This is a genomic window from Vibrio metschnikovii CIP 69.14 (genome assembly GCF_000176155.1).
GTDB lineage: Bacteria > Pseudomonadota > Gammaproteobacteria > Enterobacterales > Vibrionaceae > Vibrio > Vibrio metschnikovii.
The window spans coordinates 398,777-421,745 of the sequence record NZ_ACZO01000007.1 but is presented as its reverse complement, the minus strand read 5'-3'; the positions used below and the strand labels follow the sequence as shown (position 1 = coordinate 421,745).

Annotated in this window: 13 protein-coding genes; 11 read left to right on the top strand and 2 right to left on the bottom strand. The window is 36.1% G+C overall.

Features of this window, described 5'->3' with window-relative positions:
- The first annotated feature begins 62 nt into the window (after nt 1–62).
- From VIB_RS13595 to VIB_RS13550, 10 genes are all read left to right on the top strand, one after another.
- Nucleotides 63–629, top strand: a complete 567-nt coding sequence (locus tag VIB_RS13595) for a hypothetical protein (RefSeq protein ID WP_040905154.1) — start codon at nt 63–65, stop codon at nt 627–629.
- Entirely contained in the window at nt 626–3,370 is a 2,745-nt protein-coding gene (locus VIB_RS13590; RefSeq protein WP_004396783.1) for a TcfC E-set like domain-containing protein, read from the top strand. The genes VIB_RS13595 and VIB_RS13590 overlap by 4 nt, the downstream gene beginning before the upstream one ends.
- A 96-nt stretch (nt 3,371–3,466) precedes the next feature.
- The gene (locus VIB_RS13585; RefSeq protein WP_004396782.1) at nt 3,467–4,090 is read left to right on the top strand and encodes a hypothetical protein; all 624 of its coding nucleotides are present in this window, start codon (nt 3,467–3,469) and stop codon (nt 4,088–4,090) included.
- Nucleotides 4,091–4,111: 21 nt separating this feature from the next.
- A complete protein-coding gene (locus tag VIB_RS13580) occupies nt 4,112–5,215 on the top strand; it encodes a hypothetical protein (RefSeq protein WP_004396781.1) in 1,104 nt (367 codons plus the stop codon).
- Nucleotides 5,199–6,254 (top strand): OmpA family protein, encoded by a 1,056-nt coding sequence (locus tag VIB_RS13575; protein WP_004396780.1) that lies wholly within the window; start codon nt 5,199–5,201, stop codon nt 6,252–6,254. Before VIB_RS13580 ends, VIB_RS13575 begins: the two co-directional genes overlap by 17 nt.
- Nucleotides 6,255–6,288: 34 nt before the next feature.
- Nucleotides 6,289–8,136, top strand: a complete 1,848-nt coding sequence (locus VIB_RS17095; protein ID WP_004396779.1) for an Lcl C-terminal domain-containing protein — start codon at nt 6,289–6,291, stop codon at nt 8,134–8,136.
- Between the two features lie 132 nt (nt 8,137–8,268).
- A complete protein-coding gene (locus VIB_RS13565; protein WP_004396778.1) occupies nt 8,269–10,821 on the top strand; it encodes an Ig-like domain-containing protein in 2,553 nt (850 codons plus the stop codon).
- Nucleotides 10,822–10,974: 153 nt separating this feature from the next.
- Nucleotides 10,975–13,578 carry an Ig-like domain-containing protein gene (locus VIB_RS13560; protein ID WP_004396777.1) on the top strand — a complete coding sequence of 868 codons (2,604 nt, stop codon included), beginning with the start codon at nt 10,975–10,977 and terminating at the stop codon, nt 13,576–13,578.
- 156 nt (nt 13,579–13,734) lie between these two features.
- A complete protein-coding gene (locus VIB_RS13555; protein ID WP_004396776.1) occupies nt 13,735–14,343 on the top strand; it encodes a response regulator transcription factor in 609 nt (202 codons plus the stop codon).
- Complete coding sequence (locus VIB_RS13550; RefSeq protein WP_004396775.1) at nt 14,340–17,924, top strand: ATP-binding protein; 3,585 nt, start codon at nt 14,340–14,342, stop codon at nt 17,922–17,924. Before VIB_RS13555 ends, VIB_RS13550 begins: the two co-directional genes overlap by 4 nt.
- Before the next feature lie 68 nt (nt 17,925–17,992).
- Here the strand turns inward: VIB_RS13550 and gdhA are convergent, their stop codons facing one another.
- Both gdhA and VIB_RS13540 read right to left on the bottom strand, forming a co-directional pair.
- Nucleotides 17,993–19,345, bottom strand: a complete 1,353-nt coding sequence (gene gdhA / locus VIB_RS13545; RefSeq protein ID WP_004396774.1) for an NADP-specific glutamate dehydrogenase — start codon at nt 19,343–19,345, stop codon at nt 17,993–17,995.
- Between the two features lie 294 nt (nt 19,346–19,639).
- A complete protein-coding gene (locus tag VIB_RS13540; protein ID WP_004396773.1) occupies nt 19,640–20,101 on the bottom strand; it encodes a Dps family protein in 462 nt (153 codons plus the stop codon).
- 649 nt (nt 20,102–20,750) lie between these two features.
- Between VIB_RS13540 and katG the strand changes: the two genes are divergently transcribed.
- Entirely contained in the window at nt 20,751–22,925 is a 2,175-nt protein-coding gene (gene katG / locus VIB_RS13535) for a catalase/peroxidase HPI (RefSeq protein ID WP_004396772.1), read from the top strand.
- The last annotated feature ends 44 nt before the right edge of the window (nt 22,926–22,969 follow it).

Here is a 22,969-nt window from a genome sequence, read left to right as displayed (position 1 = left end):
TAGTCTTAGGCTGTATTTAAAAGCCTGCAGTAAAAACTGCAGGCTCTACTTTAGAGGGTGTTATGTCATTATCTATAAACCGCCAATTAGCATATTTTATTACAACTATATTGTTTTTGTTTAATAACTATGCACTTGCAAAACCTATAGCACATAGTATGACAGTTAGCACCTCAATTGACAAAAGTGCATTTTTTAATGGTGATATTTCCATTAAATTCAAAGATGAAATGCTTTATCCAGAGATAAATAAAGATACAGATGAAATAATGCCAGTGATGACACAAGTCTACGTTGAAGCAACATTACTTAATGATTCATCAAGTAAGCAAGTGAATCATGCAATTACATTAACCAGAAATGTGTCACAATGCTACAAATTTAACGAACAAGGGATTAAAACAGGTATTGATGATATTACAGATAATGATAGAAAAGAATTTACCACTGTATACTTAGATGGAATTATTTTAAAAGATAATATGCCATTGGTACTTCATTTTCAAAACAAAAACACAGATGAGAATTTTTCATCTTTGTATGAGTTTAAACTAAAGTTTGGAAAAATTCCTAATGAGGCCATTTCCTGTTCCGGTGATATCCAGTTGATGGTAGGGTTTGATCTATGATATTCAAGAAAACATTTCTCGTTACTGGCTTACTTATAACAAGTTTTAGTTTAAGTTCATCTCCTGTTCCTGATGAATTCAAAAACCTTTTTGAAGTTAAAAATCGTGAAGTTACAGCGGTCGGAATTGATGGAACGGAAGTTACTATCCTAATTTATTCTGGATATGATTATATTCAAATTAAAGATAAGGCATCACTAGAAATCTATAAAAATTTTTTAGAACGTAACGGAATTGAAAAATCGCAAGTAGATAAAATAATCTCTGAATTGAGCTATGGCCGAAAAAATAAACCAGTTTGTTCTGGTCTGATTGAGCGGTGTGTTCACATTCCAGAAAAATATGACATCTACTTTGATTACTATACAAATAAATTTTATTTTTATGCGAACCCAAACATTTTAGTTAAGAATATAAATTTTAGTGATGAAATTATTTATGTCGACCCTTTGAAAGAAAATTGGTCTATCATAAATCATATTGATGCTTATGCTAATGTATCTAAAGATAATGAAAATAGCTTTAGCCTTTATAATAGTTCGGTTTTAGGTTTACCATATGGGAATGTTGTTAGTGATATTTATTATCAAAATGGAACTAATGATATCAAGCTAAATGAATTAAATTATAATTTAGAAGTAGAAAACTATCGTTATGTTTTAGGTTTAACACGCTATGGAGCGAATACAAACTCAACCTCATTTTTAAACGCTAAGAATAATAATAAAGAAATAGGTTTAACGGTCAGTACATCAAAAAACTTGATATCTGGTCCTAAAAACCAGACTCAAAAATTATTTTTCTTTGCTCCTAATGAAGGTGTATTAACTGTATATAGAGATGACAGAATTATTTTGCAGAAAAATGTTTCTGCGGGTCAAGGATACATTACAAATGATGAGTTACCGAGAGGGCGCTATGAAGCTATTTTTGTGATTTCTTCAGGAGGAAGTGAAATATCCAAAGAAGTAAAAAGTGTTTATAACACCAATAGTGATGTACTTGCAGTTGGTAGTTATGACACTTCTTTTACTATGGGAATGTTTGATGGATATGCAAGTACTCAACAAGATGATCATGACTTTTCCGGCAATGGTTTCTTTAGAAGTATGCTTTCTTATCGCCCTTTTGAACCACTAGTTGTTGGAGCTAGTTCAGTTTTTACTAAAACAGACTCTGCTTTTACATTAGGAGCTAACGCCTATTTGCCAATGAATGCTCGCTTAACATTAATCGGTGAATACTTTATTAATGATGCTTATTACTATGACATGTCATTAAATATAATTGGATGGGATCTTTCTTACCAAAAGTTTAGTGGTTCAGAGGAAGCTGATTTTGCACGTTACTTCTATGGAAGAAATAATTTTTCTAGAGCGACGATTGGCAAAGGATTTGGCTTGCCTTACTCTATTTTAGGTTATATGAATTATTCATATTATAGCAATGATAATATATCATCGGAAAAATCAAATAAATTTGAATCATCTCTGTTAGGGTTAGGATTGAGTACCTATATTTTAAATGGGACCTCTTTACAGCTAAATTTAGACTATGACTTCAAACAATCTAATAGTGATAATTTTACAGCACAACTGGCAGTAAGCATTCCGTTCGGTAATGATTTTTCAGTTCGTTCTCGTATGGATACAAGAGGTGACGAACTAAGAAGCTTACGAACAACGGTAAAAAAAGAAAATTTATTTTCTAACACAAATAACATACAAGGTGATTTAACAATTGGTCATAATTACTATCCAGATAATCATGATGAACATACCTATGATATGTCTGTCAATACAACATTAACAGATGATGCTTATAAGTTAACCTCGTATGTGTACGCAAATAGTAATAATAATCTATCGGGAATTGGATCATTTTCTTCAAGTCAGATCATTACAAAAAATGGTTTTGCAGCAACAAAAAATAAATCAAATTCTTATTTAATTATTGATTCTCAAAACAAAATAGACTCTGAACATTGGAAAGAACAAACAAAAGGCTTATTGCTTGTTGAAGAAAATGGTAAAGCTAGAACTAAGAGGTTTATAGAGAGAAATAAAGAGGTAGTACCTCTTCGCGACTACCAAAAATATCGTTCTTTTATTGATAGTGATACAGTTGGTCTTAGAAATTCGGGTGAAAAATTTGCCGAATCCTATTCTTTACCAGGAACAGTAAAATATATTAAAACTGATATGGCGAGAGTATTATCTTTCATATCAGGTTTCAGAGATATTTTCGATAATGAGATTTTAGATATCAATTGTAAAGGTGATGCTTGCTTATCCAATGAGATGATTACTTACGGAATATATAAAGTCTCAGTAAAAGAAGGAGTAGGCTTTCATTTAGGAAACGAACAACTGGTATGTTTTATTCCACCAGTGGAAAAATCAACCATGTTGAATTTTGGTTACAATTATTGTGTGCCAAAATTGGAGCCTATGGAGCAATACGTAAGTAGAAACGAAGATCAATCAATAACACTAACATTTGTCGGTGGATTTAATAAAAAAGATTACAGCCAATTTATTAAAAAACAGATTGAATCAGTTATAGCTAAAAATGAAGATGTTATTGAAAAAGAAATTGGAGAAGTTGTCTATGTATATGTAAATAACCAACATACAGCGATGAGTAATAATAATGTAGAGTTATTGTATAACATACAACGTTTTGCTAAAGATAATGAGCTGTTAAATGGTGAAAGCATTTTCACTTTAGTTAATCTATAATCAATTAATTTAGGAAACATAGATAATGAAAAAGAATTTTATTTTTGGTTTGATTTTTTTATATCAAATATAGCTAACGCCCTGTCAATAGATACAATGTTACTTGTCGGTGATAAATCAGGTAATGGTGTTTTTACATTAACGAATGATGACTCATATACTACCTATGTATCGGGTTCTATTATCAAATTTGATGTTCAAGGAGAAGAAATCATTAGGACTCCATACGATAATTCAAACCTAATGGATTGGGAGATTACATTAACGCATCCACAAGTTATTATAGAATCAGGTTTAAAAAGAAATGTCGGTGTTCGTTCTTTATGTATTGGAGAATGTAATTTTGATAAAGATAGAGTATATCAAATTAACTTTGCTCCAGCTCCATACTCTGAAAATGAAGGGGAAGCTCCAGTCGTAGCATTAAATGTCGGCTATGCACCACTTTATATTATTCCAGCACATGAATCTAAAGTTTCATACAATATAGAAAACAATGGCGAATATCTTTATGTAGAAAATACAGGTAATACTTTCCTTAGAGTAGGTATTGATCAATGTACTAAAGAAATAATTAATAACTGTCGTGCGGCTTTTACTGTTTTAGCCGGAAGAAAGAAGAGCTTTTTGTTACCAGAGGGGATACAAAGCCATACACTGAATGCGGTGATTCTTAATCATGATAGTACTTATGTAAGAAGAGTTAGGCTGACACAATAGTAAAAACTCAGAGGAATTATAATGTATAGATGGCGAATAATAGTATTGGCATTTTGTTTTGTTGCATTTCCTAGTCTATCCGCAACACTAAATATTAGTCTTAACGGTGATGAAATGTTACTCAGAAATGCACAGCAAACATCATCGACTCACCTTTATACTTTGAGTGACTGGCAAGTAGTCAGTAATTTAGCTCCAACTACCCACTGGCAGCCGGGTATGATAATGACAGCGATTAATAAATTTGAACTAGTTGGGCCTGGAGGTAAAGTTGATTTGCCAATAAAATTAGTTGGTATTGAGTATAATACGGCAGGTGTTTCAGGTTTAACTCGTGAGGCTATTCCGATTGTCACTGGATCGGTTTGTAATAATGGTACTTCGTTTTCAGGAACGAGTGTTTCTCTTTCGGTCTTTCCTAACTCATTAACATCGATTGGTTTATCATCAGAAAGTTGTTTTTCTAATACCAGTTTTCTACTTTCAAGTAACGTTCAGCCTTTTTATTTTGTTAGACCTATATTTTATTTAGATAAAGATGCACTTGTCACTGCATTTGAAGGTTTAAGTGACCCCATTGGTGGTATTTATACTGGTAGTATACCTGTTAGTTTAAAATATTATTATAAATCCAATGGTATTATCACTTATCGTAATATACCCATGTCTTCATTTTCTGTACAATTAGAATATAGCCCAGAGTATTTAAAAGAGATCATTGCTGATTCCAAGAAAACTATTGAACCCATTTATGATACAACAAATTATACAGCATCAGGTGAAACACAATTCTCTATTAATGTAAATGGTTATTTTCAATCAGGTATAAGGATGGTTTTTCCGAATAGAGAATATAAAATGAAAAGGCTAATAAAAGATGAAACATTTTTCAAAAAAAGTGAGATAAACTATTACATACGTTGTCCTAGTTGTGAAGTGGTTTCTATTGTTGAAGATGGTCAGCTAACTGCACAAGCAGCTCAACCAGTAGAACGGCGAGTATCAACAGCAACTAATTCATTTGAATATGAGCTTTTAATTGGTTATGAACATGTCTCTGCAGAAGAGCTAGAGTCTGGTGAACATATAGATACGTTTACAGTTATTTTTGAAGAGATATTATAATGACTATACAAAAAAAATTACAATTATATTTTTATCATTTTTATCATTTTTATCATTTAATTTTGCTCATTCTAATGATGATGTTTATAATGAAAGCGAGAGTTATTTCTATGCTGGTCAGAAATTAGGATGGGCTAGGTATAGTAATAATTGTGATGATAAAGTAAATTGTAAAATAGATACTTTCGGATACTCTGTTTTTTCTGGTTTCCAGTTTAATCGTTGGTACGCTCTAGAAGGTTCGATCAGTAATTATGGTAGTCCAGATTATAAAATAAATTCTGATTTTATAGAGAGTAATACGAGTATTTGGGGTGGGGAAATATTAAGTAAATTTAGAGTTCTCGATATAACTAGTCATTTACATGCCTATGCTAAGTTGGGATTGGGGTATCAATACCTTAATCAACCTTCATCATATACAAATAAAAGTCACTATTTTGGCTTATTGGGAGCTGCAGGTTTAGAATATGACATAACAGATCAATGGTCTTTAAGAGCAGAGGTTCAGCATATAGATTTTAAAGAAAAAGAGGACAACTTTAATCAAGGTAAAGATGTTACATTTAGCTCAATTGGTTTGAGTTATAAGTTTGGTCAGTCCAGAACGAAGACAGTTTTTCAAGAAGTTGAAAAGATTGTTGAAAAAACTGAAATTCAGCAAGTAAATTATGAACTTGTTTCAGAAAGTTTTTATAGTAACTTTGCAAATGACAGTTATGAACTAATCTCAGCTAACGACATTGATAAGCTAATTCCTAAAATTAAAAAATCTCAAGGTATGATTACTATTATTGGCCATACTGATAGTATTGGTCGACCATTGTATAATTATCAATTATCGTATAAAAGAGCTCAATCAGTGGCAGATTATCTTATTAAAAATGGTATTAAATCCGACCAAGTTGTTGTTATTGGAATGGGGGAAGATAAGCCAATTGCAGATAACCTAAGCTATGAAGGACGAGCAAAGAATCGACGTGTTGAGGTTATTTTCAATAGATTATTAAAACATAATAATAATATTGAAACCTATTAATTTGATACCCATCATTTAAATGAGTATGTTGATCATGAATGATATAAAAATAATAAGTATTCTTCTGTCTGGATTACTTTTAGCTGGATGCAATGGAAGTGATGATAAAGATATTATCGAGCGGCCTCAATCTTCACCGAGTGCATCAAATATTAACGCCTCTTTGCATAATATAACTAGAACCGTGTTAATAGATAAACCTACGACTATAGCCTTAGCGAAGCGTAATAATGAACGTATTAGTGATATTGAATTAATTGCCGAAGTAAATGAGTTTGACTGCTATAATTTCAATATCAATGATTCAGAATTAGTAATAAATCCAGATACAGTGGGTAACTGTATCTATCAATATCAAACTGAGTCGTTTGATGGATCTTTCGGTAGTCAGGGAATTTTACACCTTGCTAAAAGCGCATCGTTATCAGCTATAAATACTACAGGTTCGTTAAATTCTTTGAATTTTGATGCACCGAGGTTGCCTATTTATAGCTATGCTGTACAAATTCAAGATAACCCTTTATACATTGATATAAATCAACTTCATTCAGATAAAGTTAATCAAGGATTTAGTATTAGTACTGCCGCGTTATCTGGCCCATCTGGTGCGATGTTTGAATTTTTTGAAAGTGGTTTTCGTTTTGCAACAGATCAAACAACTCAACTTGGTGCCTATCGTATTTATTATGGCTTGACTAATGGTATGGAAACCTATCTAGGTCAAATAGATATCGCTGTGGGAAATAAAACGAATATGGGATTTTCTGTACAAAGCTATCGGTATAACACGTCATTAGAGGTTGACCAAACTGTGACTATTTCATTATCACAGTTATCGAGTGTGGTTGATAATCCAGAAGGTGACACGCTTGAAATAGTTCAGGTTTCGACCATTAATGCGAGTGCAAGCACTGATGGTACGTCTTTAACTTTTTCTGCGCCCAGTCGGGGAGATTACAGTTTATCTTATTTGTTAACGGATAACCTCGGTGCTTTTGTAATGGGACAGGTGATGTTCTACGTTAAGGGGCCATTTGAAGATATTAAAACGCCCTTAGGAACTTTGATGGCGCCAATCACATTAGAAGATGCTTTAGAGATTGGTTTTGACTATTCTTCACCAAATGTAGACACGCAAAAAAGTGCCGAAATAGCAACGTTCACTTATGACGTTGCCGAAGCGATTTGTACCTTATATGGTGCAAAATTGCCGAGTAAATCAATCATCGACTCAATATATAAATTGTCGGCTATTAACGACATTAAGACACTATGGCCGATTGATAAGCCATATATTCTTCAGGGAATACAAACGGATGAACAAGGTACTCAAGTCTATACAGGGCAATCTTTTAAAACAGATATTTTGAATACTTTATATGTCGGTGATAATGAAATTATCCCAGAAACAAGTTACTTAAGTTGCTATAAGAATAAAGATAAAGTGTGTGACGATTTAACTGGTCCATGTATTGATATTTTTAATACAGGTAGTGGTAAACTATTTACTAACTCACCGTCTGTAGCCTTCTTTAATAGTATTGGTGGTAGTCAAGATGTAGATGCTATCATAAACAACGACATAGGTGGTAATTTCTACACATTCACCTGGTATAGAGCACGTGATCTATGTGTCAGTTATAACACCAATATTATTGGTGGACGAACTAATTGGCGTTTACCAACAGTAGATGAGTTAAAAAGCGAGCTGTTTAATGTCTTCGGAAATATGACTTCCGCTCGTGGTTGGCCAGTCAGTACTCCCTATTGGACGACGCTATCTGTTGCGGATAACTATTACCATGTGAACCTCGCTGATGGTTACAGTGGTGACATGTCTCCCATCAACAGTTTTTACACGTCCTGTGTATCAGAGCCTTAACATGTAATATGTTAATTTTTAAGTGCTAGAGTAACGGCTAGCACTTTATTTATTAGACGATATTTAATGTTCATATTGAGACTATAATTAGTTGTAGTTATGCTAATACGAAAATTTTTATTAGAAGGTCATATGTCTAAAAGTCAAAAAGGGTTGGTCATTTTATTTTGTTTACTTTTATTCGCTTGTAAACAAGAAGATAGTGTTTCTCCAATAACGCCACCACAACAAAAAGCAGTATCTTTGCATACTCAAGATATTACTCGGATGGTTAAACCTTATTCTCGTGCGGCGGTGATGATTGATCGCGATGTGATTGCATCCGATGTAAATGCAACGGTGACGCTGTTAAGTGTTGAGCCGCTAACGAATCATCAAGGCTGCCAAGTAACGAGTGTTGGTGATACCCAGTTTGAAATTGAGACTAATGATCCAACCACCTGCAGTTTCAAATACACAGTCAGTGCAAATCAAAGTCAAACACCAGTTACGGCAACTGGCTATTCACGTGTATTGGTGCAAGAAGAGGTATCGGTAAATACGGCAAGCTTAGCGTCTTTTACGCTACCACCAAAGTCAATTGCATTGGAAGCTCAAACTTGCTCATCCATTTCTTTGCAAGATGTTATCCCCAATGGGGCGAGCCTTCAGCCAAATATAGACGTGATTGGCTCAGGTGTGGTGAACTCCTTTGATTCCTCGATGAATACACTCAATTATTGCGTACAAGAAGCGGGTTATAACCGATTATTCTATAGCGCGTATAATAGCAATACGAGTCAATATTATATTGGTACCGTATTAGTTGGTGTGTCGGGAGAAGGCAACCAGCCGCCTGAGGTGGGGTCGTTCAGTTACTATTATGACCCAGGTAATATGATTAGAGCTGTCCCCGCTTATGAAGAGATCATCATTGATGTGAGTGATTTTATCTCTGATCCGGACGGGGATCCGTTACAAATTATTGATGTGCAATCAACGAATGCATCAGTCAGCCTCCCATTTGATTCGGAAAAGCTTGATACGATAGATTTTTATAATAAAAAAATTAAATTCTTAGCTAAAGTCCCCGGTCAGTATTACATTAATTATATGATCTCTGATCATAATGGTGGATATGGTGTTGGTGTGATAAATATTCGTGTTTCCTCACCAATAAAAGACTATTACTATGATACGGGTGATGTTAGATCCAGTTTTACTCTTTCAGGTCCTCTAGTGCAGTCGATAAGTGATAAATACGGTTTTAACTATCAAAGCACACAAACAATAGATGGTTTTGTTTCTGAACCACTTAATATCGCACTGTTTGATGCTAAAACAGCAGGAGCTTACTGCAAAGCAAAAGGAGGACGGCTACCTGAAACAGGAGAGATCGAGTTAATTACTAGCAAGCAAGCAAATGCGTTGGCAAATAATGCAGGATGGCCTCAAGGATTGTCGTACTGGACGGAATCTTTAAGTAGTGGGAAACTAAGTGTTTATAACGACATAAATCCAAGTGATGCGAGTGTACCCTCGGTCGCTTCTGTGGCTTGTTTAAACCTCAATTTATTAGATTTTAAAATACGTGATCCTAAATATATAGTTATTGATACCTTCAGGGATCTTGTTGTTAGATATACTAATTCAACGGGTGAACAGAGTATCTACACAAGGCCTCTTCAATGGCATTCAAGTGATCCATCAATTTTAAGTATCGATCGACTAACAGGTCGAGTGATAGGAAAAAGAAAAGGTATAGTTACGGTAACGGCTATTACACCTGATGGTAAACTTACTGATAAAATTGATGTTGAGGTTATTGACGAATTAGTTATTGTCGGCATGGGAACTGGAAATAATGGATATAATCTTGCAGTAGAATTTGGTAGTGGCGGAAGAGTCAATCCAGTAAATGCTGTTTTTAAAAGTCGTAATAATTTTGGTGATGATGGCACTGTAAGATTGCGAGCAACTCTCATTTTTGAAGATTTTGGTACGAATGATTCAAATTTAAGACGAGCTTTAGAAAGGGATCTACCACCTGCTGTTGTGCATATCGGCTACCCTTATTCTCCTAGTTCTACTACGGTTAATTTACTTCGGGACTTTCTCTATGATGGTGGCGTTATTATATACTTTACTGAAGGAGTAACATCAACTAGAAATCTTTTTAGAGCTATATTTGGTGATAGTGTTCAGGTTGGTCGTTTTGCTCGTTCTGGTGCGGTTCATCAATTTGAAGATATTGATGATCCTATAATAAATGGACCATTTGGTGATTTAAGAAAAGAATACTGGGGGCAAGATAGATCGGCTACAGATTATGTGTATAACTTACCAAAAAATTCTTACGTATCTTTAAGTAATGCATACGATTGGTCAGGAATGCGAGGAGCTACTTCTGATGAACAATATAAAAGTTACTCAACAGCTATCAGGCATAAAAGGTATAAATTTGTATGGGCAGGAGATGCTGGTTTCACGTCTTTTTATTCTGCAAATCCTAGATCGTCCATAGCAAATCTTACTGGTTATCCATTTAACGTTAAAAATTATGCAGATAATTTTGATGATATTGTTGCTGATTGGCGACCTGGGACAAAAGAGTTTGGTCATGGAGTTAGGTATGAGGTATCTAATTCCACTATGTTTGCTAATGCAATATCATGGCTTTTTGGCTCAGTTCAATCACAAGATTAAATGAATATATTATTATAACAATAGTAAGTTCAGTCACTACACTTAAGCTTTGCGTTTTCATATTTCAACCACCGCTTAGGCGGTGGTGACCCCTTTTTACTAGTATGAACTAAAGTAAAGGTGTCTGATTGTTAAACATAAACTGAGGTAGTTATGCTGGTACGAAAATCTTTATTAGAAGGTCATATGTCTAAAAGTCAAAAAGGGTTGGTCATTTTATTTTGTTTACTTTTATTCGCTTGTAAACAAGAAGATAGTGTTTCTCCAATAACGCCACCACAACAAAAAGCGGTATCTTTGCATACTCAAGATATTACTCGAATGGTTAAACCTTATTCTCGTGCGACGGTGATGATTGATCGCGATGTGATTGCATCCGATGTGAATGCAGCGGTGACGCTGTCAAGCGTTGAGCCGCTAACTAACCAGCAAGGCTGCCAAGTAACGAGTGTTGGTGATACCCAGTTTGAAATTGAAACTAATGATCCAACCACCTGCAGTTTCAAATACACAGTTAGTGCAAATCAAAGTCAAACACCAGCTACGGCAACTGGCTATTCACGTGTATTGGTGCAAGAAGAGGTATCGGTAAATACGGCAAGCTTAGCGTCTTTTACGCTACCACCAAAGTCAATTGCATTGGAAGCTCAAACTTGCTCATCCATCTCTTTGCAAGATGTCATCCCCAATGGGGCGAGCCTTCAGCCAAATATAGACGTGATTGGCTCAGGTGTGGTGAACTCCTTTGGTTCCTCGATGAATACACTCAATTATTGCGTACAAGAAGCGGGTTATAACCGATTATTCTATAGTGCGTATAATAGCAATACGAGTCAATATTATATTGGTACCGTATTAGTTGGTGTGTCGGGAGAAGGCAACCAGCCGCCTGAGGTGGGGTCGTTCAGTTACTATTATGACCCAGGTAATATGATTAGAGCTGTCCCCGCTTACGAAGAGATCATCATTGATGTGAGTGATTTTATCTCTGATCCGGACGGGGATCCATTACAAATTATTGATGTGCAATCAACGAATGCATCAGTCAGCCTCCCATTTGATTCGGAAAAGCTTGATACGATAGATTTTTATAATAAAAAAATTAAATTCTTAGCTAAAGTTCCCGGTCAGTATTACATTAATTATATGATCTCTGATCATAATGGTGGATATGGTGTTGGTGTGATAAATATTCGTGTTTCCTCACCAATAAAAGACTATTACTATGATACGGGTGATGTTAGATCCAGTTTTACTCTTTCAGGTCCTCTAGTGCAATCGATAAGTGATAAATACGGTTTTAACTATCAAAGCACACAAACAATAGATGGTTTTGTTTCTGAACCACTTAATATCGCACTGTTTGATGCTAAAACAGCAGGGGCCTATTGTAAAGCTAAGGGAGGACGGTTGCCTAGTGCTGAAGAAATTGAATTAATTACTCAAAAACGCTCGAATCAGTTAGCGAAATCTGCAACATGGGCTAAGAATTTAAACTATTGGCTTAAGGATGTTGGGACAGAAGAAATAAGTATCTATCAAGATAATCGCGGTAGTGTGTCTAGTGGAGAAGAAACCCAGCTTGCATCTGTAAGCTGTCTGAATCTAAATATTAGAGATTTTGAAATTCGAGATCCATTCTACATTATTACTGGAACCTATAAAGATCTAGTTGTCACTTATACTAATAGTACTGGTGACAATACGTTCTATACTAAAGGTCTAACTTGGACAACAAGCGATCCATCAGTTTTAACTGTTAATACGATGACAGGAAGAGCAGTAGGGCGAAGTAAAGGCACAGCAACCGTTACTGTAACCAGTCGTGATGGTCAGTATACCTCTTCAAGAGTGATAGATGTCATTGATGAAATATTTATGTTTGGCATGGGTAGCTTAAATAATCAGTCTTATAGTGGATTTAATTCTGCTGCTGAAGTTGATCCTGTATCTAGACGAACAATTGCTGCAAATGCAGTGTTAAAAAGTAAGCTTAACTTTGGTCCGGAAGGTAAAGTGGGTTTGGATGCACAGTGGGTTTTTGAAACTGCACGAGATTATCAATATGCGGTGCTACGCGCTGCGTTAGATAGAGATTATCCACCAGCTATTGTTCATATAGGTTACCCTAATCGACCAGATGCGGTAACCACAAATCGATTAAGAGATTTTCTTTATGATGGCGGAGTATTAATGTACTTTTCACAAACTAACGCATCAACTAGGGATATTATGTTTGCAGTATTTGGTGATCAAGTTAATTATGGAACTACTTCTGCCGCTGGTGGTGTTTTTCAGTTTAAGGATATCGATGATCCACTTGTTAATGGTCCTTTTGGTGACATCAGAAATAAATACTGGGGACTTGATCAATCGAGTGTTTCTTATGTTCATAACTTACCCAAAAATAGCTATGTCGCTTACAGTAATGGATTTGATGTATCAGGCAATACTCAGCCTAGAGAAGGTGATGCTGCCATTACGGCATTAAGACATAGCAAGCTAAAATTTGTATGGACTGGTGATGCTGGTTTTATTGGATTCAGAGTTTCAGGTACTCCACCCAATGATAATAATAGAGCGTATCCATTTTATGTAAAAAATTATAAGATTAATTTTGATGATCCTGAGGCGGATTGGACGCCTGTAGATAAGCCAAACTATGGTAGAGGTGCTCGTTATGATGTATCAAACTCTATCTTTTTTGCTAATGCAGTTACTTGGTTATTTGGTGCTGATCCTCATGAAGAGGATTAATTCCCTATTAATTGATTTTATTTAGAAACATAAAAAAGCCCAAATCGTTGGGCTTTTTTATTGCACGTTAATCAGTAACTGCTAAACTGATAACGAACATAAAAACTTATTATTATAAATGATAATTATTTTCCTTATTCTTTCATTAGGAGTGTTATGACAAATATTATTTTAGTTGATGATCACCCAATTGTATTGATGGCTGCAAAAGTTATATTAGAGAAAAACAATTTTTCTGTTGTGGCTGAAGCTAAAAATGGTGTGGAAGCTATAAAAAAAATAAAAGAATATCAACCACATATTGTCGTTATTGATATTTCTATTCCCTTGATTGATGGGATATCCGTTATCGAACGTTGTACTGCAATGGGGATTACAACAAAGTTTTTGGTATTAACGTCACAGCCTAACTCACATTTTGTGAGTCTATGTATGCAGGCCGGTGCTTATGGTTATCTTTCAAAAGAAACAGGTTTAGAAGAGCTGGTTACTGCAATGAAAGCAATTGCTGCTGGGTATAAATTTTTCCCCGACTGTGTAACTCACTTATCAACTGTACAAGATCAAAATGATTTATCTATCTTATCAGCTAGAGAAATAGTCGTGTTTAACTATCTAGTTTCGGGACTTTCTAATAACGAAATAGCAGAAAAAATGTTGATCAGCAACAAAACTGTCAGCACGTATAAAAAAAGAATTATGGATAAATTAAATGCTAAAAATATAGTTGATCTTATCTCTATAGCAAAGAGAAATAATGTATGAGATTTGTATTATCGATTCTTTCAAAATCTATTTTTATTTTCATTTTCTCTTTTAATTGTTACACATATGAAATAAGTAGTTCAGTTAATTATCAATCTTATGATTTAGATTCGATTTCAAGTTATTTTCTAAACAGTTATTCAGGGTATAAACCTGAAAAGTTGAAAGTAGGTTTTGTTTTAAATGACTTTTCCCCTTATGATACTGTAAGCAGTGGTAGAAATGTTTTTTATGAGGGATTAACCGCTGATTACTTAAGAGTTATTGAATTGATAGCTGGTATTGAAGTGACTTTAATACCATATCAAAATCGAGTGGATGCTATTAATGCCATAAAAAAAAGTGAAATAGATTTATTAACGACCTCTAACTCATATGAAGAATATTTTGGTCTCCAGTTAAGTTTACCTTATAAGCAAGATGTACCATCTTTATTTACTTTGAGAGATTTATCTGAAAATGCTTTAATAAATAAAATAGGTATGGTTAATGAGTATTTAAAAAATGAAGATATATTAAAAATGTTTCCAGATTCAAAATTGACTCTATACAAAACACCATCTGAGGTTATATCTGCTTTGATTCAAGGTGAGGTCGATTATATTATTCTTGATTTATACTCAGCCAATTATCAAATTAACCGAGAGTTTATCGGTAAAATAAAGTTTCATGATTTGATTGAAATTGATTCTAAAGGATTCGCCTTTTCAGCTAAAAAGGAAAATTATCAGTTAATAGAATTTATCGACTTTATTTTATCTAAAATAGATAGTAATTTATCTTATAGACTATCTAACTATTGGAATGGTGGTGGTATGTCTGTTCCAGAAAGAGATACCTTATTGTATGCAAGATCTTTAGCGAAAGAAAATTTTAAGAGCAGTACTATAAATGTTGTACTTTCTAAATATTCAGCACCTATCAGTTATTTAGATGCAAATGAAATTCCGAGAGGGATTATTATAGATGTTTTGGAGCTTTTTAGGCTTCTTAGTGGTATTGAATTTAAATATCAATTTGTTACTAATGAGCGGGAGCAATTAGATATTTTAAATTCAGGTAAAGCTGACCTTACTGTTTTACCAAAGTCTAATTTGAATGATAATACTCAAGTTTTTAATCGATTTGTTGCGAAATCAACTTTAGTTACTATTACTAAAATGGGCTTTAATGGTGATTTTGATATTGTTTTTATTCCAGAATCAGAAAGTTTGAAAAATAGTATCAATGAGTTGTATCCTGATAAAAAAATTGTGATGTCAAAAAATTATTTAGAAGCTTTAACTGATTTAACAAAAACATCGAGTAAAGCCATATCAATAGCGCCTCTAATAACAAGCAACTATTATTTAGATAAATATTTTAGAAATGAATTAATGATAAAAGATTTAGTAACCGAAATTAAACCAGATATTTTTAATTTTGTTATAGATAAAAATAATGAAGAGGTTATTAACATTAATTACGAATTGTTGAAATTAATTACTATTGAAGATATGAATCTTATTGCTAATCGATGGCAAAGAAATGCAGTACCTGTTTCACAAACATGGAGGGATTATCGATATACTATATATACAATGATAGTATCTGTGTTTTTTATTTTGTTAATTATTGTGTTAAGTGGTGTATTTTTATATAGGAGCTATAAGAAAACTTTACTTGTAAAAAAACAGCTTCATCAGCAATTAAACTTTATGCAAATAATAGTGGATAGTATTCCACACCCGATATATGTGAGAAATAGTAATTTGGAATATATTCTTTATAATAAAAGCTATAGTCGATTTATAGATAAGGAAAATGTAAATCTTGTCGGAAAAAAAACTTCTAATAGCTTCATTGCTCATGAAACTAGACAAGAAATTCATAGTGATCATCTAATTTCTATTAATGAAGACTCAGCAATTTTTAAAGATAGAAAAGTTTTCAAAGATAATAAAATACTTTATTTATATCATTGGATACAGCCATTTAGAGTAAAAAATGGAAATAGTGTTGACGGTGTCATTGGTGGATGGATAGATATTAGTGACCGTGCCGAACTAACTCAACAACTATTTGATGCTAAAGAGTTGGCCGATTCAGCTAATATTGCGAAAAGTCGATTTTTAGCAACGATGAGTCATGAAATTCGAACTCCGATTAATGCTATTGTTGGTTTATTAGATTTAGCCTTGAAAAAATCAAAACATCAAGAGTTTGATTTTCACTCTATTAGTATTGCTAATGAAGCTGCACAAGATTTATTAACCTTAATTGGTGATATATTAGATATTGCAAAAATTGAAGCTGGACGATTAACGTTAAAACCTAAAAGGAATAATTTAAAGAACTGTGTTAATTCTATATATAACATATATAGTCATCTAGCTAAACAAAAAGGCATATCTTTAACTCTTCATTTTGATGAGAATATTTTCGAAGATTTTACTTTTGATGAGACACGAGTAAAACAAATACTGCTTAATATTATAAGCAATGCAATAAAATTTACAGATAAAGGTGAGGTTAATGTTAGCATAACACTAATTGATAAATCAGAAGATATTCGCATTATTAAACTTGTAGTCAAAGACACTGGGATTGGTATTCCAGAATCTGAATTAGAAAATATATCTGAAGCTTTTAATCAGGCGAATAACCATCTAGGACGAGGTGGGACAGGGTTAGGTTTAATGATTGTTAAATCGATTTGTAGCTTAATGGAATCTTCGTTTAGTATTGAGAGTACAGAAAATATAGGGACCAAAATTACTATTATTACGCCCTTTATGATAGCAATTGATAATAAAGACGAGTCATCAAAAGAAGTTAGTCATATTAATATGGAAATTAAAAGTATAAACATATTAATTGTTGATGACTATTTCCCTAATAGATTGTTACTATCTGAGCAATTGAAGTTTCTTGGTCATCAAGTTGATGGAGTTGACGGTGGGCGCAGTGCATTGGATTTAATTAAGAATAAAAATTATCAGATTATAATAACTGACTGTAATATGCCAGATATTAATGGTTATGAATTGGCAAGGAAAATAAGAGAATATGAGAATGAAAATAATAATGGTCCAGCTTATATTATAGGTTACACTGCAAATGCTCAACAAGAAGTAGTTAATGAGTGTCTTCAGTCTGGAATGAATGATTGTTTATTTAAACCAATCACAATTGATGGATTGGAAAAAGTGTTACTCGATATTTCCATGGAAAATCAATTATATTATATTCCGGGAAATGAAATTAAGAAAAAAGATGAATTATTAGATATTAATAAGCTTGTATCGCTCATTAATAATGAAGAAGTTGTGCTTGAGATATTAAGACAGTTCTTAATTCAAAATGAAAAAGATATTAATATGCTAACTTCCTTTGTTTCAGATGGAAAAATAAAAGAAAGCCAGTCTTTAGCTCATAAAATGAAAAGTGGTTCTAATATAATAGGATGTATTTCGATGTCTGAAAAATGTGCAATGATTGAACAATCTCAATCTATAGAGGAAGTGATATCTATAATTAATGATTTAGTTGAAATTAATAGTAGTGTAACAATCACGATCAATGAATATTTAAAAAAATAGCTAACAATAAGTATGTTTGATTATGGTCGGTAATGATGCATGAGGGGGACGATTCCCCCTCATTTATTTTAAACCACGCCTTGCTCTATCATTGCGTCGGCAACTTTACGGAACCCCGCGATATTAGCGCCTAGCACTAAGTTATGTGGTTCGCCAAATTCTGCTGCCGTATCACGAGCGCTGCAGTAAATGTTTTTCATGATGACTTTGAGTTTTTCATCGACTTCATCAAAACTCCACGTTTGCATGCTCGCGTTTTGCGCCATTTCTAATTGGCTGGTTGCTACGCCGCCAGCGTTTGCGGCTTTCCCCGGGCCGTAATAAATTTTAGCGGCAAGGAAGACTTCTACAGCATCTTGAGTGGATGGCATGTTGGCCCCTTCAGAGATACCGATAATTCCATTGGCGACGAGGGCCTGTGCATCTTGTTCCGTCAGTTCATTTTGTGTCGCGCATGGGAAGGCTAACTGAGCTGGAAAGCGCCAGACGGCGTGTCCATCTTGTGGATAATCACTGGCTGGGATATAGCAAGCGTCAGGATGCTCAGTGAGATACTCTTCTAAGCGCACTTTACGTACTTCTTTTAATGTTTTTAACGTGGCTAAATCAATCCCGGTTTCATGATAAATCGTCCCGTTAGAGTCTGAGCAGGTAATCGGTTTTGCGCCCAGTTCGTAGAGTTTTTCTATGGTGTAAATCGCGACGTTGCCAGCGCCGGAAACTAAGCAAGTTTTCCCGCTTAGCGAGAGGCCGTTGTCTTCCAACATATTTTGTGCGAAATAAACGCAGCCATAACCGGTGGCTTCCTTACGTACCAAAGAGCCGCCCCACAGTAAGCTCTTACCAGTAAAGACACCATCATAACGGCCAGTTAACCGTTTGTATTGACCAAACATATAACCAATTTCACGGGCACCAACGCCAATATCGCCAGCCGGGACATCGCATGTCGGTCCGATATGACGATACAACTCATTAATAAACGATTGGCAAAAGCGCATGATTTCGCCGTCGGATTTGCCTTTAGGATCGAAATTGGCTCCGCCTTTACCGCCGCCAATCGGTAAACCGGTCAACGCATTTTTGAAAATTTGCTCAAAGCCTAAGAATTTAATGATGCTCGCATTGACGCTCGGATGAAACCGTAGCCCACCTTTGTATGGACCTAATGCAGAGTTAAATTCAACACGATAGCCTTTATTGACCTGAACCTGTCCTTGATCGTCTACCCAAGGCACTCGAAACATGATTTGGCGTTCAGGTTCAACAATTCGTTCAATAATCGCATGCTGTTTGTATTTATCGTTGGTTTCTAGAATGGGCTGTAAAGAATCTAAAATCTCTTCTACCGCCTGATAAAATTCAGCTTGTGCAGGACTTGTTTTTTGTAATTTGACAATGGTGTTGTGAATATAAGTCACGATGTGGTCCTTGTGATGTTATCCCTGATACTGGACGGTATTCGTTGGTCATCAGATGATGATAGCGATACCGCCTCCTCGTCATTAACAGTAACAGACTGAGCTTTGGTTATTTTTATAACTGTCACCAATGAGAAATAATGCACGGAAAGTAGTTAAAAATCTATGGCAAAACAAAGGGAAGAGGAATTTTTTGTGAGGAGGAAAATAAAAAGGGATGCGCGATTACACCCCTTTATTGATTTTTTAGACGTTTAACCTTGATAGGAAGTCAAACGAGGAGCGTTATGACGCTTATCGGTAAGTAGCGCGTAGCATCCATGCGGTTTTTTCATGGACACGCATTCGGTCAGAGACCAGTGAAGCGGTAGATTCATCGTCTGCTGCTTGAGCGAGTTTCAGTACATCACGGCAAGTACGGATCACTTGTTCATGAGATTGAGTAAGGATGTTAACCATCTCCACGCCATCAGTTAGCCCTACCACTTCTTTAATTGAGCTAAGCTCAGCAAATTCTTTGTAGGTTCCCGGCGCCGCTACGTCTAAAGAGCGGATACGTTCGGCGATATCATCCACTGCAACCGCGAGCTCAGTGTAGTGCTCTTCAAACATTAAATGCAGCTCACGAAATTGTGGCCCAGTAATGTTCCAATGGAAATTATGGGTTTGTAGGTACAGGGTGTACGAATCGGCGAGTAACCGTTTTAGTCCTTGGGCAATGTTAATGCGATCAGATTCATTGATACCAATATTCATCTTTATCTCCTTTATTGACTTATACCTTTGCGACTTGAACTTACGTGCTGGTAGCTAGGTTCGCTCGCCCCAATCACATCGTTGTCTATGGGGGCTTACTCACTTACCGTCTTTCTGTAACGCCAAATTGTTTAGGTATATAACTTTTTAGTTGAAGCTGCAGTGTTGGTTTACTTTGCTTATTTCACGCCCATGATCATCTATGTTCATAGGCTAAACTCTCTGACTACCTACCTGCAACGTCAACGGGTTTAGGTATGAGCACCGATACATACTTCACATAATGGGATAGAACTCGTGATAGATGCAATACAGTTTGATTATGGTTAATGTTATCGAATGCCATCCAACTACTATCTACCTACCTTACTGAATCTTCAAGTTATTTGGACAGTTACCTATCAGATTAATCGTTCGAGGCGATTAGCCGCCATAAGCGATATTGTCTATTCTATGCATAACGCACTGAACGTTGAGAAGATTTTCTCTAACTCGTGAAGGTACGCAAGTTTATTGATGGCAGAAGATTCAGTTTGTTCTAAAGTGTACTAGAGCAAAAAGTAACGTAATGAAAGCATAAGATTTTTTGATAGAAATCTACCCGTGAAGATGATGATTCATCGAAGCAATGTGTCGCAAGGAGAAGATAATGGAAAACAATAACACCTCGTCAGGTGGCAAATGTCCAGTTATGCATGGTGGCGTGACGTCCAATGACATGACCAATATGGATTGGTGGCCTAAAGCGCTCAATCTTGACATTTTGCATCAACACGATGCGAAAACAAACCCAATGGGGGCTGATTTTAATTACCGTGAAGAATTAAAAAAACTCGACGTTAATGCCTTAAAAAACGACCTGAAAGCGTTAATGACCAATAGCCAAGATTGGTGGCCAGCTGACTGGGGGCATTATGGCGGTTTAATGATCCGCATGGCGTGGCACTCGGCCGGAACTTATCGTATTGCTGATGGCCGCGGCGGTGCGGGTACGGGTAACCAGCGTTTCGCTCCTCTCAATTCTTGGCCAGATAACGCCAACTTAGATAAAGCTCGCCGTTTACTGTGGCCAATCAAGCAAAAATACGGCAATAAAATCAGCTGGGCTGATTTGATGATCCTTGCTGGTAACATGGCCTATGAATCGATGGGTCTTAAGACCTTTGGTTTTGCTTTTGGTCGTGAAGATATTTGGCATCCAGAAAAAGACATTTATTGGGGTTCAGAAAAAGAGTGGTTGGCTCCGAGTGGCGCTAAAAACAGCCGTTATTCGGGAGAGCGTGATCTGGAAAACCCACTAGCGGCAGTAATGATGGGGCTGATTTATGTCAATCCAGAAGGGGTTGATGGTAAACCAGATCCACTGAAAACCGCTCATGATATGCGCGTTACTTTTGAACGCATGGCGATGAACGATGAAGAGACGGTTGCGTTAACAGCTGGTGGTCATACCGTTGGTAAATGTCATGGTAATGGCGATGCGGCGAATTTAGGCCCAGCGCCTGAAGGCGCTGAACTGGATGAGCAAGGCTTAGGCTGGATGAATCATACCAAGCGTGGCATCGGTCGTAATACGGTGACCAGTGGTATTGAAGGGGCTTGGACAACCCATCCAACTCAATGGGATAACGGCTATTTCTATTTGCTGTTTACTTATGATTGGGAACTGAAAAAGAGCCCAGCTGGCGCTTGGCAATGGGAGCCTATTAATATCAAAGAAGAAGATAAGCCGGTTGATGTTGAAGATCCAAGTATTCGCTATAACCCAATCATGACTGACGCCGATATGGCGCTGAAAATGGATCCTGCTTATCGCAAGATTTCTGAGCGTTTTTATCAAGACCCAGCTTATTTCTCTGAGGTGTTTGCTCGCGCTTGGTTCAAACTGACGCACCGTGATATGGGGCCTAAAGCTCGCTATATTGGTCCTGATGTTCCTAAAGAAGATTTAATTTGGCAAGATCCAATTCCAGCGGGACGTAGCGATTATGACGTTGATGCGGTGAAAGCGAAAATTGCCGCCAGCGGCTTAAGTATTAGCGAAATGGTCTCCACCGCTTGGGACAGTGCTCGTACTTTCCGAGGATCCGATAAACGGGGTGGTGCGAATGGTGCGCGGATCCGTCTCGCGCCACAGAAAGATTGGCAAGGGAACGAACCACAGCGTTTGGCGAAAGTGTTAGCGGTATTAGAGAAGGTTGCTGCTGAAGCAGGGATCAGTGTCGCTGATACTATCGTACTGGCTGGTAACCTTGGGGTAGAAATGGCGGCCAAAGCGGCGGGCGTGGCTATCACCGTACCGTTTGCTTCTGGTCGTGGTGATGCGACACTTGAGCAAACGGACGTTGCTTCGTTTGATGTCCTTGAGCCGGTAGCTGACGGTTTCCGCAACTGGTTGAAAAAAGATTATGTGGTCAAGCCTGAAGAGCTGTTATTGGATCGCGCACAGTTGATGCGTTTGACCGCTCCAGAAATGACGGTACTGATCGGCGGTATGCGTGTACTGGGGACTAACTATGGCGGTACGCCGCATGGTGTATTGACCGATAACGTGGGCGTATTAAGTAACGACTTTTTCGTTAATTTAACCGACATGCGTTATACATGGAAACCGACGGGGCGTAACTCGTATGAGATTTGTGACCGGAAAACGGGTCAGGCGAAATGGACGGCAACACGAGTCGATTTAGTCTTCGGTTCAAACTCGATTTTACGTGCTTACGCTGAGATTTATGCGCAACAAGATAACCAACAAAAATTTGTGCATGACTTCGTTGCTGCCTGGAGCAAAGTAATGAATGCCGATCGTTTTGATCTGTTATGATCATTGATTGATTTAATCTGTAAACGTCAATAGCCCCCAAATCT

Bases quoted from the DNA above. Each gene is read 5' to 3' on its own strand.
- VIB_RS13550 (WP_004396775.1), top strand. From the start codon at position 14,340: ATGAGATTTGTATTATCGATTCTTTCAAAATCTATTTTTATTTTCATT.
- VIB_RS13555 (WP_004396776.1), top strand. From the start codon at position 13,735: ATGACAAATATTATTTTAGTTGATGATCACCCAATTGTATTGATGGCT.
- VIB_RS13595 (WP_040905154.1), top strand. From the start codon at position 63: ATGTCATTATCTATAAACCGCCAATTAGCATATTTTATTACAACTATA.
- VIB_RS13565 (WP_004396778.1), top strand. From the start codon at position 8,269: ATGTCTAAAAGTCAAAAAGGGTTGGTCATTTTATTTTGTTTACTTTTA.
- VIB_RS13540 (WP_004396773.1), bottom strand. From the start codon at position 20,101: ATGAATATTGGTATCAATGAATCTGATCGCATTAACATTGCCCAAGGA.
- VIB_RS13580 (WP_004396781.1), top strand. From the start codon at position 4,112: ATGTATAGATGGCGAATAATAGTATTGGCATTTTGTTTTGTTGCATTT.
- katG (WP_004396772.1), top strand. From the start codon at position 20,751: ATGGAAAACAATAACACCTCGTCAGGTGGCAAATGTCCAGTTATGCAT.
- VIB_RS13585 (WP_004396782.1), top strand. From the start codon at position 3,467: ATGTTACTTGTCGGTGATAAATCAGGTAATGGTGTTTTTACATTAACG.
- VIB_RS17095 (WP_004396779.1), top strand. From the start codon at position 6,289: ATGAATGATATAAAAATAATAAGTATTCTTCTGTCTGGATTACTTTTA.
- VIB_RS13560 (WP_004396777.1), top strand. From the start codon at position 10,975: ATGCTGGTACGAAAATCTTTATTAGAAGGTCATATGTCTAAAAGTCAA.
- VIB_RS13590 (WP_004396783.1), top strand. From the start codon at position 626: ATGATATTCAAGAAAACATTTCTCGTTACTGGCTTACTTATAACAAGT.